17 protein-coding genes and 3 pseudogenes are annotated in these 15934 nt (G+C 41.7%); 12 read left to right on the plus strand and 8 right to left on the minus strand.

Translation table 11 applies throughout. The features are described 5' to 3' along the window. The first annotated feature begins 459 nt into the window (after nt 1-459). Nucleotides 460-1623 (plus strand): pyridoxal phosphate-dependent aminotransferase, encoded by a 1164-nt coding sequence (locus O9295_RS15505; RefSeq protein WP_288033713.1) that lies wholly within the window; start codon nt 460-462, stop codon nt 1621-1623. A 777-nt stretch (nt 1624-2400) separates the two neighbouring features. Then, nucleotides 2401-5487: a D-Ala-D-Ala carboxypeptidase family metallohydrolase gene (locus tag O9295_RS15510; protein ID WP_288033715.1), complete on the plus strand. Its 3087-nt coding sequence runs from the start codon at nt 2401-2403 to the stop codon at nt 5485-5487. 74 nt (nt 5488-5561) lie between these two features. Here O9295_RS15510 and O9295_RS15515 read toward each other — a convergent pair whose 3' ends face one another. After that, nucleotides 5562-5792: a hypothetical protein gene (locus O9295_RS15515; protein WP_288033718.1), complete on the minus strand. Its 231-nt coding sequence runs from the start codon at nt 5790-5792 to the stop codon at nt 5562-5564. 123 nt (nt 5793-5915) lie between these two features. Here O9295_RS15515 and O9295_RS15520 point away from each other — a divergent pair, with 123 nt between their 5' ends. Next, a complete protein-coding gene (locus O9295_RS15520; protein ID WP_288033721.1) occupies nt 5916-6674 on the plus strand; it encodes an HNH endonuclease in 759 nt (252 codons plus the stop codon). Here O9295_RS15520 and O9295_RS15525 read toward each other — a convergent pair. Further along, nucleotides 6667-7707 (minus strand): DNA cytosine methyltransferase, encoded by a 1041-nt coding sequence (locus O9295_RS15525; RefSeq protein ID WP_288033723.1) that lies wholly within the window; start codon nt 7705-7707, stop codon nt 6667-6669. The genes O9295_RS15520 and O9295_RS15525 overlap by 8 nt on opposite strands. A 298-nt stretch (nt 7708-8005) precedes the next feature. Between O9295_RS15525 and O9295_RS15530 the strand changes: the two genes are divergently transcribed. The 3 genes from O9295_RS15530 to O9295_RS15540 all read left to right on the plus strand — a co-directional run bounded on the left by O9295_RS15530 (nt 8006) and on the right by O9295_RS15540 (nt 10167). Next, entirely contained in the window at nt 8006-9043 is a 1038-nt protein-coding gene (locus O9295_RS15530; protein WP_288033725.1) for a fatty acid desaturase, read from the plus strand. Nucleotides 9044-9435: 392 nt separating this feature from the next. After that, nucleotides 9436-9699, plus strand: coding sequence for a hypothetical protein (locus O9295_RS15535; RefSeq protein ID WP_002800342.1), 264 nt, complete (start codon nt 9436-9438; stop codon nt 9697-9699). After that, nucleotides 9700-10167, plus strand: a complete 468-nt coding sequence (locus O9295_RS15540; RefSeq protein WP_012266338.1) for a type II toxin-antitoxin system VapC family toxin — start codon at nt 9700-9702, stop codon at nt 10165-10167. It abuts the gene before it with no gap. Between the two features lie 110 nt (nt 10168-10277). Here the strand turns inward: O9295_RS15540 and O9295_RS15545 are convergent. The 4 genes and pseudogenes from O9295_RS15545 to O9295_RS27880 form a co-directional block, all read right to left on the minus strand. Beyond that, nucleotides 10278-10382, minus strand: a pseudogene (locus tag O9295_RS15545) (PEP-CTERM sorting domain-containing protein); the annotation flags it as partial. 51 nt (nt 10383-10433) lie between these two features. Then, nucleotides 10434-10769 (minus strand): annotated as a pseudogene (locus O9295_RS15550) (type II toxin-antitoxin system PemK/MazF family toxin). Further along, a complete protein-coding gene (locus O9295_RS15555; protein WP_288033726.1) occupies nt 10770-11024 on the minus strand; it encodes a hypothetical protein in 255 nt (84 codons plus the stop codon). A gap of 164 nt (nt 11025-11188) precedes the next feature. Further along, the gene (locus O9295_RS27880) at nt 11189-11821 is read right to left on the minus strand and encodes a PEP-CTERM sorting domain-containing protein (RefSeq protein WP_502846508.1); all 633 of its coding nucleotides are present in this window, start codon (nt 11819-11821) and stop codon (nt 11189-11191) included. 296 nt (nt 11822-12117) lie between these two features. On the opposite strand from O9295_RS27880, the gene O9295_RS15565 reads away from it, so the two are divergent. Continuing rightward, complete coding sequence (locus O9295_RS15565) at nt 12118-12363, plus strand: hypothetical protein (protein WP_002734321.1); 246 nt, start codon at nt 12118-12120, stop codon at nt 12361-12363. A gap of 40 nt (nt 12364-12403) precedes the next feature. Continuing rightward, a complete protein-coding gene (locus O9295_RS15570; protein ID WP_002731958.1) occupies nt 12404-12607 on the plus strand; it encodes a type II toxin-antitoxin system RelE family toxin in 204 nt (67 codons plus the stop codon). 160 nt (nt 12608-12767) lie between these two features. On the opposite strand, the pseudogene O9295_RS15575 reads toward O9295_RS15570, so the two are convergent. Continuing rightward, nucleotides 12768-13209: pseudogene (locus O9295_RS15575) on the minus strand (type II toxin-antitoxin system VapC family toxin). After that, the gene (locus tag O9295_RS15580) at nt 13209-13445 is read right to left on the minus strand and encodes a hypothetical protein (protein WP_008202209.1); all 237 of its coding nucleotides are present in this window, start codon (nt 13443-13445) and stop codon (nt 13209-13211) included. Before O9295_RS15580 ends, O9295_RS15575 begins: the two are co-directional and overlap by 1 nt. A gap of 226 nt (nt 13446-13671) precedes the next feature. Between O9295_RS15580 and O9295_RS15585 the strand changes: the two genes are divergently transcribed. From O9295_RS15585 to O9295_RS15600, 4 genes are all read left to right on the plus strand, one after another. Further along, complete coding sequence (locus O9295_RS15585) at nt 13672-13938, plus strand: HigA family addiction module antitoxin (protein ID WP_261779434.1); 267 nt, start codon at nt 13672-13674, stop codon at nt 13936-13938. A 124-nt stretch (nt 13939-14062) separates the two neighbouring features. After that, nucleotides 14063-14362: a hypothetical protein gene (locus O9295_RS15590; protein WP_004159912.1), complete on the plus strand. Its 300-nt coding sequence runs from the start codon at nt 14063-14065 to the stop codon at nt 14360-14362. Continuing rightward, nucleotides 14337-14699 carry a DUF5615 family PIN-like protein gene (locus O9295_RS15595; RefSeq protein ID WP_287767606.1) on the plus strand — a complete coding sequence of 121 codons (363 nt, stop codon included), beginning with the start codon at nt 14337-14339 and terminating at the stop codon, nt 14697-14699. Before O9295_RS15590 ends, O9295_RS15595 begins: the two co-directional genes overlap by 26 nt. A gap of 586 nt (nt 14700-15285) precedes the next feature. Then, nucleotides 15286-15474, plus strand: a complete 189-nt coding sequence (locus tag O9295_RS15600) for a hypothetical protein (RefSeq protein WP_002783384.1) — start codon at nt 15286-15288, stop codon at nt 15472-15474. Nucleotides 15475-15934: the final 460 nt, after the last annotated feature.

Here is a 15934-nt window from a genome sequence, read left to right on the forward strand (position 1 = left end):
CACCCCACCTGACACCCCATAACACATAAAACACAACCCCCTCACCCCCCACCCCACACCCCACAACCCAAACAACACTAACCCCACACCCCCCACCCCACACACCACACCCCACACCCCAGTTAGCCTTCAGCACACACCACACAGACCACTTCCCCATCACCCCACACCCCACACCCCACACCCCACACCCCACACCCCACACCCCACTTCCCCCCGCAACGCGCACGCAGTGACCACCCCACACCCCACACCCCACACCCCACACCCCACACCCCACACCCCACACCCCACACCCCATCACCCCACACCCCACACCCCACACCCCACTTCCCCATTCCCATACCTAAGCGCCGCAATTCCGGAGATTATATAAAAAAACACCCAGAACAATCGGGGTAATGGACAATACTAAAGGTTGTGTAGGTCATCAGAAAAGCCCTTTCAGGGTAAAATACTATGAAACTAGCGTCACGAGTCAATCAAGTCACCCCCTCCCTTACCCTAGCTATCGACTCTCTGGCCAAGGAAATGAAGAAAAACGGCGAAGATGTCTGTAGTTTTAGCGCCGGGGAGCCAGATTTCGACACACCCACTCACATCAGAGCTGCCGCGAAAAAGGCCCTCGATGAGGGAAAAACTCGCTACGGACCGGCTGCCGGGGAAGCGGGGTTAAGAAAAGCCATCGCCGAGAAATTGCTGCGGGATAATCAACTAGCATACAATGCCGATAATGTCATCGTCACCAATGGCGGTAAACAGTCTCTCTACAATCTGATCATGGCGTTAATTGAAGCGGGGGACGAAGTAATTATTCCCGCACCCTACTGGTTGAGTTATCCTGAAATGGTGACGTTAGCGGGGGGAACATCGGTTATCGTCAACACTAGCCTAGAGAATCACTATAAAATTACCCCCGAACAGCTAGAAGCGGCAATTACACCGAAAACTAAATTATTTGTTCTCAATTCTCCCTCTAATCCCACCGGTATTGTCTATACTCCCGAAGAAATCGCAGCTTTAGCAAAAATTGTGGTTGAAAAGGATATTTTAGTGGTTTCTGATGAAATTTACGAGAAAATCCTCTACGATGGCGCAATTCACCGCAGTATCGCTTCTTTTGGTCCGGAAATCTTTCAGCGCAGTATTATTAGTAATGGTTTTGCTAAAGCTTTCTCGATGACGGGGTGGCGCGTCGGTTACATAGCAGGACCGGTGGAAATTGTCAAGGCTATGACTAAGATCCAAAGTCATAGTACCTCCAATGTCTGCACTTTTGCCCAATACGGTGCGATCGCTGCTTTGGAGAGTTCCCAAGATTGCATCGAGGAAATGGTCAAAGCTTTTAGCGAGCGCCGACAGTATATTTTAGAACGAGTGCGAGCCATTCCCGGACTCAATTGTCCTACTCCCAACGGTGCTTTTTATGTGTTTATCGATATTAGTCAAACTGGTTTAAAATCACGGGATTTTTGTCAGAAACTGCTCGAAACCCAAAAAGTAGCTGCTATCCCCGGTATTGCTTTCGGTGCCGATGATTGTATTCGTCTTTCCTACGCTACAGACCTAAAGACGATTGAAAAAGGATTCGATCGCCTTGATCAGTTTATCGGTACTTTGTAGGATGATTACTGTGTCTGTTAGGGTGAATTTTGTTCGCCCTTTTTTTTCGGGTTTTAACAGCTTATGTGAGTTGCTCACCTAGAAGGTGATTCAGGCATATTTGAGTATAATTTTCTATCTCAATTGTTAAGCAAAAATCGACCAAATATTAAGAGTTCGTAACTATTCTGATTGACTGGTATCACTGGAAATGCCCACGCAAACCACAAAATTGCACAATTGTCAATAGGGTTTGAGATGCGCTCACCCTGTAAATGAAACAGATCTACCCCTGAACGGTTACAAATTTTTGTTAACATATTATCTACCGGAAAACCATAAATGTTAGAATCGCTGGAATTTCCTGATCTGAATCTTTACTACATGAGACCAATACAACCCAGCCAAACAGAGCCCGTTATTGTCGCTCAGTCTTCCCCTGATCCTTCCCGATCAAATTCACCGCCAAGTAACGGCAGTTTCTCTTTAGTGCCGATAGGACTGACTTTTGTGGTTACTTTGATGCTGGTTGCTTTCTGATCGCAAATGGAAATAGAGAAGGGATTAACAAGTTAAGGCTTTGCACAAGTGGTATGTTACTGATCCAATCTTTACTAAATGGTAAGTTAGGAGATTTATTAGGTAAGTCGCCCCGCTCTCTGAATAAAGATAGCAACAACGGACAGGATAATTCCGACGGATAAGTAACAGTGAGATTAAGTCATCTAAGCCAATTAATACCCGCCGATAAAACTAATTTTTCAACAGTAAACAAACTAAGTTTTCGAGTCTAAGTTCATGAACAAACCAGAACAAAAACTTTTCCCTAAATTTTCCTACCCCAAAAAAACTGTCAATTTCATTCTTACCTTTGCCTTTGGACTTGGTATGGCTCTGGGCTTTGCTTGGTTAATCAGTCTTACAACTACGTCTCCCTGTCCACCAGATCCAAAAAGAACCTTAGAGTGTATCCAGGTCGTCAAAGCCATTAATATTATTGGTTTCTTCAAAAATATAAATATAAACATAAATCCTCTCTATCTAAGTCTGGTATTGGCTGGGGCATTAGGCGGGTTACTTTACTCCATATTACTTGACGGCGAGTTAGAATTGCCGTCTTGGAGTAAGAAAAATCCCAATAATCTCAACCCCGGCTTTTTAGCGGAAATTTTTGTCGGAATAAGCGGGGCATTTATTGCCTATTCTGTCTTACCCCAAGAACTTAAGCAACGCGGCGATCAAGGCTTGGAAATCACAATTTTTGTCACTGGATTGGTGGGCGGCTACGGCGGTAAGGCCATCCTGGATGCGGCATTAGAGAAGGTAATGGAGCGTATAAAAACCGCTGACCTAGCCAAAGAGAAAGCAGAATCTCAGTCCAAGGAACTCGAAGAAAAAATACACATCCGCAATCTAGTCAACCAGCAGATTCAAAACGGGCTAAATCAGTCAGAATTATCAGAAATGCAAGAGAAACTTGAAGGCGCTACTGATGATGTTAAAAAAATTGTTTTTAATGTTGCCCATGATGCCCGTAGCTTGGGAAGGCGAACTCTAACATTTAAAGATCGGGTCAGTAGAACAATTCCGATTTTTGAGGCTCTGGTAGCCAGTGATAACAATAATCCCTCGTATAATGCAGAGTTAGGTTATGCTTATATCAGTTCACAGCCTCCTGATTTAGACAAAGCTATCTTCTATCTCGATCGCGCCATCGAACTGCGAATACCAGGGGCATCAACGGAGGGAGATAGCTGGAAGTACGAAATGAATCGGGCGATCGCTAGAATTGGCCTTGGCAATTCTCAATCAAGGGATAATATCCTCAAGGATTTGTTTGCTGTTGAGCAGCGGAAAGGACTAGCGCAAGCTATTGACGAGTACGAAAGGGATGGAGTAGATGGGGGAAATAATTCCATAAAAAACTGGCTGATCCAAAATCAAGATTGGCTAAGTCAACAGACTAACGGAAAAGCCTTACTTGATGAAATTCAACTTCCTGCGGCGGCGAAACCTGTCACCTCAACGTCAGCAGTAACCCAGAATCGGGCAGATTTGGTCGCTGCTCCCCCCAATACAAAGATTAAAGCAACCATTAAAACCTATCTGAAAAAGCAACCCATTGATTCATCAGAACTCGGTGAAAACGAGAAAAAAGAAGTTCCTGCGGGCAAAGGGTACAAAGTCCTCAAGTATTCAGAAGAAATTGACGGACATTGCCTAGTGGAGTTAGACTACGGTGCTGGCATTTGGTATCTTTGGTCGGATCATTGGCATTTACCTTGGCAAGAATCTAGCAAAGACAATCGCCTATCATCTGTATCCGCGCCAGAATCAAGTCAGCATCAAGGCGTTAATCTTGTCACTCGTCAGCAAGCTGAGTCTGTCTATGACGGAAAAGCCTTACCTGATGAAATTCAAATTTCTGAGCCAGCGAAACCTGTCACCTCAACGCCAACAGTAACCCAGAATCGGGAGGATTTGGTCGCCGCTCCCCCCGAAACAGAGATTCAAGCAACCACTAAAACCTATCTGAAAAAGCAGCCGATTGATTCATCACAACTCGCTGACAACGAGAAAAAAGAAGTTCCTGCGGGCAAAGAGTACAAAGTCCTCAAGTATTCAGAAGAAATTGACGGACATTGCCTAGTGGAGTTAGACTACGGTGCTGGCACTTGGTATCTTTGGTCGGATCATTGGCATTTACCTTGGCAAGAATCTAGCAAAGACAATAGCCTATCATCTGTATCCGCGCCAGAATCAAGTCAGCATCAAGGCGTTAATCTTGTAACTCGTCAGCAAGCTGAGTCTGTCTATGGACGTAAAATGAGTGATAAACAATTCAATGACTTAAACTCTTGTTTACAGCGATTTGAAATTAATACAGTGCCACGAATTAGACATTTTCTCAGCCAAACAGCCCATGAAAGTGCAGGTTTGCAATACATGACGGAAATTTGGGGGCCGAGCCAAGTAGCTGCTCAACGAACATATGATCCCCCCTATCCTAAAGCAAAAGAGCTAGGTAATACGAAAATTGGTGAAGGGAAAAAGTATCGCGGAGCAGGTGCAATTCAATTGACTGGTAAGTATAATTATCAAGCTTTTTCTCGTTTTATTAATGATCCCAAGGTGATGGATGGCGCAGATTACGTTGGTGCCAATTATCCTTTTACCAGTGCTGGATTTTGGTGGAAGAATAATAACATGAATGCTCTTTGCGATCGGGGTGGAACTGTTAGAGAGGTAACAAAAAAGGTTAATGGTGGTTATAACGGACTAGCGGATCGTCAACGTTATTACGATAAAGCTTGTCAAGTTATCAAAGAATTACCTTCTACACCTTTGCATACAGAAGAGTTAGCCGCACAACCCGAAACAGGCAAGGCAGCGAGAGAATCTAGCGATCAGGTTAGCAAAGTCGAAGTGGTTAGGGAAATGCCCAAAATTTTGACTCCAAAAGATGTAGATTGGAGTGATATGTCCACCCATTTAACCCCCCATTTCACTCTAGGAGAAAACTTACGAAACGATGCCCAACGCATTCCGCAGGACACCACTGTGCAACATAACATACTCACGATTATGCGAGAGTTGGAGAAGATTCGCAATGACTACGGTAAGCCAATTATCATCACTTCTGGGTATCGCCCTGAGCAAATCAATCGTGCTGTGGGAGGGGTAAGTAACTCGCAGCATATCCGAGGAACTGCGGTCGATATTTGCCCTGCTCATGGAGATGTGTTTGAATTTCAAAAGTGGGTAGATCAACACTGGTATGGTGCCTTGGGTTGGGGGGCGAAAAAGGGCTTCGTTCATATTGATTGTCGCAATGGAAAGGGATGGAAAACGGGAGGCGAAAAAGGTGTCAGATGGAACTATTGATGCCATGTAAAACTTTTAAATACACACTGAGGAGGATGCTTAAATGACACTCACAACCATCGGCAGAGTAACGATTACTGGGAGATAGACAGCGTTAGAAAGTTGTTTAATAGCAGCGATGCGAGAAACAGGAAAATTAATCTTTTTGTTTCTAAGAGACTTAAATGTCTTCCTTCCTTGCTATACAATGGAATCATGGCACCACCATCGCTAACGATAACCGCAAAAGTAGGAAAGGGTTTTTGGATAAAAATTGCTCGGATGCCACTAGACCTCATTTGATAAATATAAGTAGGTGGTTTCAATTAAATTGAAGATAGATTTTGTCTTTGATCCCTCCTGCTCACCTTGATAAGGGGGGTGCCGATAGGCGGGGGTATCTGACAATTTTTAACAGCCAGTTATCTGTAGTCTCTAGAGGTATTAAGATGAGTGGGATCAAGTTAGAAGATATTAGGGAAATTACCAAGAATCCTCAGGGAAAAGGATATTTAATTATCTTTAATGATAACAGAGTAATTATTTTATATAAAAAAAGAACTATTGCTGCTTTGCTAACTCTGATTAGGTATGGAGAAGGTTGTGAGAGCGATCTAACTAATGCGACCAATAATTTACAAGAGATAAAAACTATACTCAAGGGTAAAATTCCTGAAAATTTAATTCAAGACTCCTATGCTGATGCTAATAAACCCTTTAGCGAACTTTGGAATGAAGAGGGATTTAATTTTATTTATGCTCCCCCAGGACAAAAAAGATTAGGCAGTCAAAAATATATTTTAGATAGTTCCGATCATCAACGACTTTTTACTACTACTAAACCACCGATTAGAACACCTCCCTCATCCCTAATTCAGAGAAATATCTTAGAACAACAAAAAAATAAATGTAATTTTTCTGGCTCAATTCTTAAAAAGAAAGAAAATATCAATCAAAATACCTATGCTAGGGATCGAGTGCGTTTAGTTTGGGATCATCGGATTCCCGTAGAAAAAGGTGGAAATAGTGCCGATGACAATTTTCAAGCTCTCTGCTTCTATTGTAATAAATGCAAATGGCCAATCTGTAATCTTTGTAACTATGCTCCTGATAAATGTTCAGAATGCGTCTTAGCTTTTCCTGAAGTAACTAAGATTATTTTCCCCAGTCAAGAAAATATTGAAGACCGGCTAAATCGAGCTAATTAAGTGATTTAGTAATATTTATACCAATATGTTTAATGACTGGGGGACAGACAGCGTTAGAAAGTTGTTTAATAGCAGCGGTGCGAGAAACAGGAAAATAATAATCATCGGCAAATCCCATTAATCTTTTTATTTCTAAGAGACTTAAATGTCTTCTTTCCTTGCTATACACTGGAATCATGGCACCACCACCGCTAACACTAACTGCAAAAGTAGGAAAGGGTTTTTGGATAGAAATTGCTCGGATGCCACTAGATCTCATTTGATAAATACAATTATCATAATCTACATTAACACTTGCCCTTTCAATACTTATTCTTGTTTTTGGCAGTTGAAAAGATAATTGTTCGGCATTAATTCTGCCAGCATAATAATCAATATACTGCTGCCATTTTCCCGATATGGGAATTGAATAATCCCCTGGAACAATAATTTTTTCAATACCCACTTCTGCATGGCAAGGTTGGGGAAATTGAAAGTTTTTAATTCCTAAATCCTTTCGGAAAGCCAATAAAAAAAAGCGAGGTCTTGATTGAGGAATTTGGAAATATTTACTATCGATAACTGCATAAAAAGCCAGATAATTTATTTCTTTTAACTGGATTAATATATCTTTTAATATCTGCCCTTGATTTAAGCGCACGATATTACTAACATTTTCAAGAAAGATAACTTTAGGCTTTTTTTCATGGCAAATTCTGAGAATTTCCTGAATGGCTAGTCCGCGACTGTCTTGCCAACCTTTTTGTTGTCCTGCTCTGGAAAATGGCTGACAGGGAAATCCCCCACAAAAAACCTCAAAATCGGGAAGTAAGCTAGGAATTAAAGCTTCAACATCTTGCGGTTTTATGGATTCATGAAAATTGTGATTGTAGGTTTTCACACAATCTGGGTTATTTTCGTTGCTAAAAACACATTGCCAACCGATTTGTTCAAGACCGAGACGAAAGCCACCAATTCCCGCATAAAAATCGGCAAAAGTCAAGCGACTATGGGTAAAATTTTTGTTAGCTGGACGAATAGGTAACTCGTTCATAATGTTGATTGAATAACCGAGAGTCTTATCTATTTTCTCAGATATTATTGTACTAGATGTCCAAGGGGACAGACGGACAGACAGGGGGAGAATGTGATTAACTTTCCCTAGGGGCTTTTGTTAAGTTACATTAAGCCCTACAATATAATTCTGGTGAGTTAGACGAAATTCGCTCGATCGCTCGGTCTTATCCGCTCCTAGCTGAGATAGAGAAAAGATAGCGCACCGAGAAACAGAAAAGTTTAGTTCTCAAGCTTTCGTCAATACTGCCCTGTCATCTATCTTGAGTTATAACCTAGTGTCCCAAACCCTACCTAAACCCACCCTAAAAAGAGAATTTTTGCCATTTACCCTACAGGATATCCGTCTAGCTATCCCGGCCCGTTGCTTCCAATCAAGCGTTTTTCGCTCTTTAGCCTACTTTTTTTTTGATATTGGCATCATTACCCTACTTTACTGGATAACTTACCAGATTAATCAAGCATGGTTCTTCCCACTTTTTTGGTTTATGCAGGGAACCATGTTTTGGGCCTTATTTGTCGTCGGTCACGATTGCGGTCACGGTTCCTTTTCCCGTTATCGTTGGTTAAATAACTTAATCGGTCATCTCAGTCATACTCCCATTCTCGTACCTTTCCACGGTTGGCGCATCAGTCATCGCACCCATCACGCTAATACTGGCAATATCGACACCGATGAAAGTTGGTATCCCGTCACGGAAACCCAGTATAACAATATGGCTTGGTACGAAAAATTAGCTCGTTTTCAGCTAATTTTATTTGTTTATCCCCTCTATCTTTTCCGTCGTTCCCCTAATAAACAGGGGTCCCATTTTATGCCCGAAAGCCCCCTCTTTCGCCCCTCGGAACGCTGGCAGGTACTGACTAGCACCTTTTGCTGTACCTTTATGTTAGGTCTATTAATCGGGGTGGGTATCAGCCAAGGCTTTTGGTTTCTGTTTAACTACTACATCATGCCCTATATCGTCTTTGTGGTTTGGTTAGACTTGGTGACATTCCTACACCACACCGAAGATGATATTCCCTGGTATCGCGGTCAAGATTGGTACTTTCTCAAAGGGGCGCTTTCTACCATCGATCGCGATTATGGCATCTTTAATCCCATCCATCACCAAATTGGTACTCACGTCGCCCATCACATTTTTATCACTATTCCCCACTATCATCTCCAAGAAGCAACCGAGGCTATCCGTCCCGTCTTAGGAGACTATTATCGCCTCTCGAAAGAACCGATTTTCAAATCTCTCTGGCGGTCCTACCGCAATTGTCATTTTGTCAGTGACCAAGGCAGTAAGATTTTTTACCGCAAAAACTGATCCTGTCTTAGCTATGAGGAGGAAACGGCAGCAAAATCTGCCTCCTCCTCTCACACCGAGAATAGTTGCCAAAACTGGGGATAAAGTCTTTGTCTTTATTTGATTTATTGGCAAGGAATTAAGCTGATGCAGTGAAATTGAACGACTTACAAAGGGAATGACATTGGCAGAATTGGCCAAGAATCAAACAAATATCCAAGCGTTTCTCTAGGATTTGATCATTTTGCTTTTCAACAGCTACTGGCAAGAGGATATTAAGCGCCTAGAATCTAAAAATTTACGATCAAGCAGGTCTAAAGAGTGAATTTTTATGATACTGTCCATTGTACTAACTCAATTATAACTTTGCTATAAAATATTAATTACTCAGACAGCAAAAAAAGTAGCAGATTATGACACAGGCAATCCTTACTCAAATCTTGAATCAGCTTGAGACTCTTGAGCTAAAAGAACTTCAGCTGCTTAATCAGAAGATTCAACAGTATCTTATGGATAAAGAAGAAGCTGAGAAACAAGCGGTATTTCACCAATCTCTTCTTGATGCTGGATTAGTCAAGCAGATTAAGCGTCCTTCATCTCAACCGATAACTGAGCGACGATTGATTGAAATCGAGGGAAAACCTATTTCAGAAACGATTATTGAGGAACGCCGTTAAATGGCACTTTATTTCTTAGATAGTAGTGCCTTGGTCAAGCGTTATATCAGCGAAACCGGTTCAGCGTGGGTATTGGGATTATTTGCTGCTGCTTTAAATAATGAAATATTTATTGCCGCAATCGCCAAGGTAGAAATTGTGGCTGCTATTACGCGAAGATCCCGCACTGGAAGTATTAGCGTTACGGATGCAACGGCAATAGTTCATCAGTTGAGAAAGGACTCGCTTAAAGATTATCAAGTCATTGAAATTACCGAAAGTATAATTAATTCAGGAATGGTATTAGCGGAAACTTATGGTTTAAGAGGTTATGACGCAATCCAGTTAGCAGTAGGTTGTGCTGTTAATACACTTTGCCTAGCTAGTGGTTTACCTTCTATCACTTTTGTCTCGGCAGATAATGAATTGAATGTCGCTGTGATCAGTGAGGGATTGCTGATGGAAAATCCTAATAATCATCCGTCTTAAGTAAGCGATAAGCTGTGAACTCTGAAATTTTTAGAGTTTAAAAAGGTGGAAAAAATAGTCACTTTCAAGGGAGTAAATGAAGGGGCGTTTATGGTATTTTTAGAAGCAATTTAGCCTACTTTTCTGGTTTCTTTTTCAGTAGATTTGGATGGTTTTAGTTTACGCTTCAGGGTTGCACCTGCGCCGAGTGTACTGACTACCAAGAGACTTAAAGTTCAAGTTTTCCAGAAAGAAAATTAAACTAATTAAACATTCATATTAGGGTTTTATGTTAAATCTAATGTGTATCGCATCGCCTCTTCCAATTGCTGTAAATAACTAGAAGAAAGTGTCCCCAACTATCTCTGAAGTCGTTGTCTATCAATAACAACAATTTGATAACATAAGGCTACTGATTCCTGATTTAAGCCTCCTTGTCCTGCGGGAATAACCATTGTTCTGGGGATTTGTGCGCGACGTAAATTACTGGTTAATGGAATTACAACAACAGTGCTAGTGAAGCGATCAATATTGTTATGTTGGACAATAATAACAGGTCGAATACCAGCTTGTTCTGAACCACGACTCGGATTCAAATCAGCTAGATAAATATCGCCTCGCATTTATTCCTTATCCTCTTGTTTAAGGTGAGATAAATAATCGGGTAAAATACTTTCTGAAAAGCTAATATCCTCTTGAGCAAATTCATTTTGTAACGATTGTGCTTCTGCATCTGAAATATTGTCCCATTTCTGAAAACGTGAATTTTTTTGTAAGGATTTGACAAATTCAAGGACTTGTTGCTGTTTTTCTAGCGGTAAAGTCTTAATACTTTGCAAAATCTGGTCTTGAAGATTATTAATATGGGTGACAGACATTTCAACTTTTACTATATTTACACTAGGCTGACTATTTTACCACAAAAAACGCTCTTGTTGTCAATTAGTTAGCAGCAATTAAATAATAGACAATACACAATAGACAAAAAATACCCCCTCAACTGACTAAATGAAGGGGCATTTATGGTATTTTTAGAAGCAATTTAGCCTACTTTTGTGGTTTCTTTTTCGGTGGATTGAGAGGACTTCAGTTTGCGTTTGAGAGTTGAAGCTGCGCCGAGAGTACCGAGGGCAAATAGTCCAAGAAGGGAATTGGGTTCGGGAACCGCTTCGGAAACCGGTTTCATCGTCAGTGGCCCAGCGCCGCTGGTGAAATCAAGGAAGGTGGGGAAAGCCGTGGGATCTGCCGCATCTACTAGGGGTGAAATGTCGCGGAGGCTGAAGGCTGTTACGTTAGCTAGGCTGAAGTTAGTAGAGAAGAAATATTCCGTTAACCCATCAGATATGAGATCGCTTGCTATGAGAATGTCACCCACATAGAGATCGATGGTACTGTTGAATCCAGGTGGGAGGATGAAGCTTAAAAACTCGCCCAAGCCAAGGGAGTAGTCAAATCTTGAGACAAAAGGTGGGTCAAACCAACGGCGGGGCTCGGGATTAGGGAAAAGGAATTCGCCTCCTGCCACAACCGAGGGCAGCAACGGGTTATCTGGGGTGGAACCAGGTGGTGCGACGACAACCGCTTGGGCTACTTGCGGTGACAAGGCGCTCAGAGCAGTCGCCAGTCCAAGTGCCGCGCCTGCAAGCAAAAAATTAGACAGGTTCTTAATGTTCATGATGTTCATGAGAAGCTGAGAGATTTTTAAAATGGGAGCGCCCCCCTCGCAGCTAGATCAAGCAACAGCCCAACCCAACGCCAAAGGGAGATAGCAAGAGCCTACACACTCCCCCCCCCCACAAATGTATCAAAAGCTACAATTTAATAAATCTTTATATTTCCTTCTTAATCCCGATAAAGAAACCGCAGAACCAAGTCGGTTGTGAACAGCCCACCGCTTTTACCATTTTTGGTTAGTATCTGGATGTGGTATTATTTGAGGTGTGTTCGGATTATCTGATACGATCAAGGTCTATGACAACTTACTATGAAATCCTCAGCCAAATAGAGAATCTTCCCCTTACGGATAAGTTGCGACTTTTAGAGGATTTAAAAACTATCATCAAGCCGACCGTAGCGCCAAAAGATGACGATGAGATCATTCCAGCCGAAGAACTTGCTGAAAGCCAAGCAGCATGGCAAGATTATTTATCCGGTCGAGATACTGGAATCACTTCAACAGAATTAAAATACAAATTATTTGGAGATAAACTTGGCTGATTATATTCTACTTAGACAAGCAGAACGCTACTTAGAAAGGATGCCTAAAAATGATCAAATTCGTCTTCTTGAAGCTTTGGATACTTTGATTTCGGATTCTACAAAATTAGATATTAAACCCCTTTACGGAAGAGATGAACTAAGATTGCGAGTAGGTAAGTATCGAGTGTTGTTTTTTGAAGATAGAAATAACAATCTATACGTCATTACAACTATTAAACCTCGCGGCGATGTCTATAAATAATACCAGAACTCTTTTCTAGACTGCTGTTTCTCCTTTCGCCATAAGACAGTGATTCACAGAAGAAGGAGTCTCAGGTGTTTTCTTCTGTTTTACTCCTTCTCAGGCAAACTATCCTCTTTCGTGAGGGATTGTGGCGCGATATGTCGGATTTGTTGCTTAATTATTGGGAATTAATGAAATCTTGAGGATGAACGATGGTAATATTGGGAATAGGGATAAAGTCATCAGGATTAAAGGTTAATAAATGGGTAATGTTAGAAGCTTTCATAACAGCAAGAAGCCTAATATCATGAGTGCGTTTTCCTTTAATGTTGTAGATGGTGACTAATTGAAACCAAAGGGGAAAAATATCCGGCGTTTCTGCAATTAATGTAAAGTTATCTAATAAATCATTGACATAATTTGTAGCTTGTGCTGGAGTCCAACCTAAACCATTAACATCAAGGGGTCGGGTTGCAACTACCCAAAATTCAATTAAAACTTGAGGAATAATAACACATTCATTAGCTGTTTCGACGATTTGAGTAATTACAAGAATAAGTTGCTGAAGACGTATCAGCCGCCCGAAGCAAAATGTTAGTATCCAGTAAATATTGAGTCATTAGTCTTCATACATAGTGTCACGGTGTAAAGCTTCATCAGGTAAATTCGCACTTGTTTTAGGAAGTTTAGCGATTACTTTCTGCCATTTTTGAGCTTTTTCCTGGGGAGTAAGACTATAATCTGGGGAAGGGAGGGAAATTCTTGAGGTGAGAGATTCGGTGAAGGATAACACTTCTTGTTGTTTTTCTAAGGGAAGTTTTCTTAGGTTTTTAATGATAACTTGTTCAATGTTCATTCGACTTAGACTAATAGGCAACCAGATCAATCATATCTCATGCCGCAATTTCCCTATATTTAATAAATCTTTACATTCCTCACCCTCATGGCTTACGCTGGTATCTGCACTACTTCCTTGTCAGCATCAGGATTTTCAGTGATTTGGGGATTTTGAGGATGGGTGATGGGTGAAGATGGAAACGCTCTCGACATTGACCTTGTAGATTATCATTGAGGGAAAAAACATGATGACCCTGAAAAATCCCGTACATCCGGGCAGAATTGTCAAAAGTTCGATTGAAGAGCTTGAATTGACCGTTACAGCTGCGGCAAAAATGCTGAACGTGTCACGCTCTAGACTATCTAACCTAATCAATGGCAAGGCGGGGATTTCCCCGGAAATGGCTGTGCGTTTGTCAAAGACAATCGGTAGCACCCCTGCTGTCTGGCTGCGCCTCCAGATGAATTACGATCTTGCTGAGGTTAAAAAACCGGAAGATAGAATTTTGTGAATCCGATTGGGTTACAACACCAAACAACATTGGGTTAGTGCGATCTCGAAGAGAGCCGCCTTCGACGGTGCGCTGCTTCTGTAGCTGATAAACTAGGGATACCAGCTTTGATCAAGGCATCAGCATGACCACTAACGCGGCAAAAACTCAATGGCAGTATTTAGAGAAACGTCCTCATTCCTGGCGACAACAGCTTTGTTTTCAAGGTAGGAGGCTGAAAGCTTTTGATGTCTGGTCAGATATGATTGTCAACCAGATGACTCCTCAAGAAGCAGCTCTTAATTGGGAGTTACCCCTGGCTGCTATCTACGAAGCAATTGACTACTGCGAGGCTAATCAGCAGCTACTCAAGCAAGAAGCAGAAGAAGAACGCCGCCGTCTGGAAGCAAAGGGGATTAGTGTTGAGCCTAAGATTATTGCTTGATGAGGACTCGCAATCCCAACTTCTGGTTAAGTTACTTACGGCTGCTGGTCATGACGTACTGACGATCAATAAAATTGGTTTGACTGGCTGCACAGATGATGTCGTACTTGACTATGCCATACAGGAAAATCGGATTCTGCTAACTCATAACTGCGATGACTTTGAAGAGTTGCACCAAGCCAATCCAAGCCATTCGGGTATCTTAGCGGTTTACCGTAACGCTAACCGCTTTAAAAATATGGACTTCAAGGCAATTGTCAATGCGATCGCCAATCTTGAAACGGCTAACGTCCCTCTTGCTAATCAGTTCATTTCCCTGAACCATTGGAACTATTAATTCTGCTTTGTCGTGATCGCGTACAAATCTTAAGTTATATATCTCTCACACTAGCGATCGCTTTCTTTTCCCTGTTTTACTCCTTCTCAGGCGAACTATCCTCATTCCGTGAGATATTGTGGCGCAGTGTGTCGGATTCGCCTTTGCCTTCTCCCTTGACTGATCCTCAACTCGATCGCAAACTAAATTAAACAGGATTACCTCGTACCAACCAGATTATAGACTGGGGATAATAGAAATAATTGAATATGGCTACATTACCGGAGGAAACCTTAACGAGCATTTTTGATCTACTGCGTCAACTAGCGGATCAGATAGAGTAGGCATCGGCAACGGAATGGCAACTTTTTACAGAATATGGGGAAAATGAACGGACATTATCAGAATTAGAAGAATTATCTAATGCCAGAGAGAGGATAACTAATTCCTACTCCCGAATTAATAATATCCTGCTGAGAATTTTACAAGAGCAGCCGACTCTCTCAAATACGATGCTAGAGATGTTAGAAAGAGCGATTTTGCAAGGAACAGCCAGTGTGGATGCTGTTAGTGCTAGTGTTGATGAAGTAAAGAGGCAATGGAACTTATGATGACTTACCGCACCTCCTATCCCGATGAAGCAACGAGAAAACAATGTCTTGAAAGCTTACGGGAAACTAACCGCCAGATTGAGCTTTATAATCTTTTTTTAGACGATATACTCGCCCAACTGGAAACAGAATCCCGTCAAAAGAGACGAGAAAGGCTATTGCAAAGAGGGCAAACTATTAAATAGAGGGATGCACAGAAGAAGGAGTTTCAGGTAGTTTCTCTTGTTTTACTCCTTCTCAGGCTGTATATCCTCATTCCGTGAGATATTGTGGCGCAGTACGTCCTATTCGCCTTTGCCTTCTCCCTTGACTGATCCTCAACTCGATCGCAAACTAAATTAAACACAATCAATATCAACCGACAGGACTCAACTGACCTAATTCCACGCTCACCGCATCAAAGCGATTGTCCCTGGGACGATAGGAGAGAATTTCCAATCCCTACTTAGGGTCTGCTGAATAAATCTAAAAACCTTGTTGGGTAAGACTTTTAGACTTTTTGTCAATCAAAAAGTACCAGGCATGGGAGTGATCAGGGGGAAAATTGAGGTACTTTTTCCCTGAAAATTAGGTAGGGTCTGCTGAATAAATCTAAAAACCTTGTTGGATAAGACTTTTAGACTTTTTTTTTCCTCAAAAAGTGCC

Source organism: Microcystis sp. LE18-22.4A, assembly GCF_027531105.1.
Lineage (GTDB): Bacteria > Cyanobacteriota > Cyanobacteriia > Cyanobacteriales > Microcystaceae > Microcystis > Microcystis aeruginosa.

Excerpts from the sequence above, each read along its gene's own strand:
- O9295_RS15505 (WP_288033713.1), top strand. The coding sequence starts at position 460 with ATGAAACTAGCGTCACGAGTCAATCAAGTCACCCCCTCCCTTACCCTA.
- O9295_RS15510 (WP_288033715.1), top strand. The coding sequence starts at position 2,401 with ATGAACAAACCAGAACAAAAACTTTTCCCTAAATTTTCCTACCCCAAA.
- O9295_RS15520 (WP_288033721.1), top strand. The coding sequence starts at position 5,916 with ATGAGTGGGATCAAGTTAGAAGATATTAGGGAAATTACCAAGAATCCT.
- O9295_RS15525 (WP_288033723.1), bottom strand. The coding sequence starts at position 7,707 with ATGAACGAGTTACCTATTCGTCCAGCTAACAAAAATTTTACCCATAGT.
- O9295_RS15535 (WP_002800342.1), top strand. The coding sequence starts at position 9,436 with ATGACACAGGCAATCCTTACTCAAATCTTGAATCAGCTTGAGACTCTT.
- O9295_RS15540 (WP_012266338.1), top strand. The coding sequence starts at position 9,700 with ATGGCACTTTATTTCTTAGATAGTAGTGCCTTGGTCAAGCGTTATATC.
- O9295_RS15555 (WP_288033726.1), bottom strand. The coding sequence starts at position 11,024 with ATGTCTGTCACCCATATTAATAATCTTCAAGACCAGATTTTGCAAAGT.
- O9295_RS27880 (WP_502846508.1), bottom strand. The coding sequence starts at position 11,821 with ATGAACATTAAGAACCTGTCTAATTTTTTGCTTGCAGGCGCGGCACTT.
- O9295_RS15565 (WP_002734321.1), top strand. The coding sequence starts at position 12,118 with ATGACAACTTACTATGAAATCCTCAGCCAAATAGAGAATCTTCCCCTT.
- O9295_RS15570 (WP_002731958.1), top strand. The coding sequence starts at position 12,404 with ATGCCTAAAAATGATCAAATTCGTCTTCTTGAAGCTTTGGATACTTTG.
- O9295_RS15580 (WP_008202209.1), bottom strand. The coding sequence starts at position 13,445 with ATGAACATTGAACAAGTTATCATTAAAAACCTAAGAAAACTTCCCTTA.
- O9295_RS15585 (WP_261779434.1), top strand. The coding sequence starts at position 13,672 with ATGATGACCCTGAAAAATCCCGTACATCCGGGCAGAATTGTCAAAAGT.
- O9295_RS15590 (WP_004159912.1), top strand. The coding sequence starts at position 14,063 with ATGACCACTAACGCGGCAAAAACTCAATGGCAGTATTTAGAGAAACGT.
- O9295_RS15600 (WP_002783384.1), top strand. The coding sequence starts at position 15,286 with ATGATGACTTACCGCACCTCCTATCCCGATGAAGCAACGAGAAAACAA.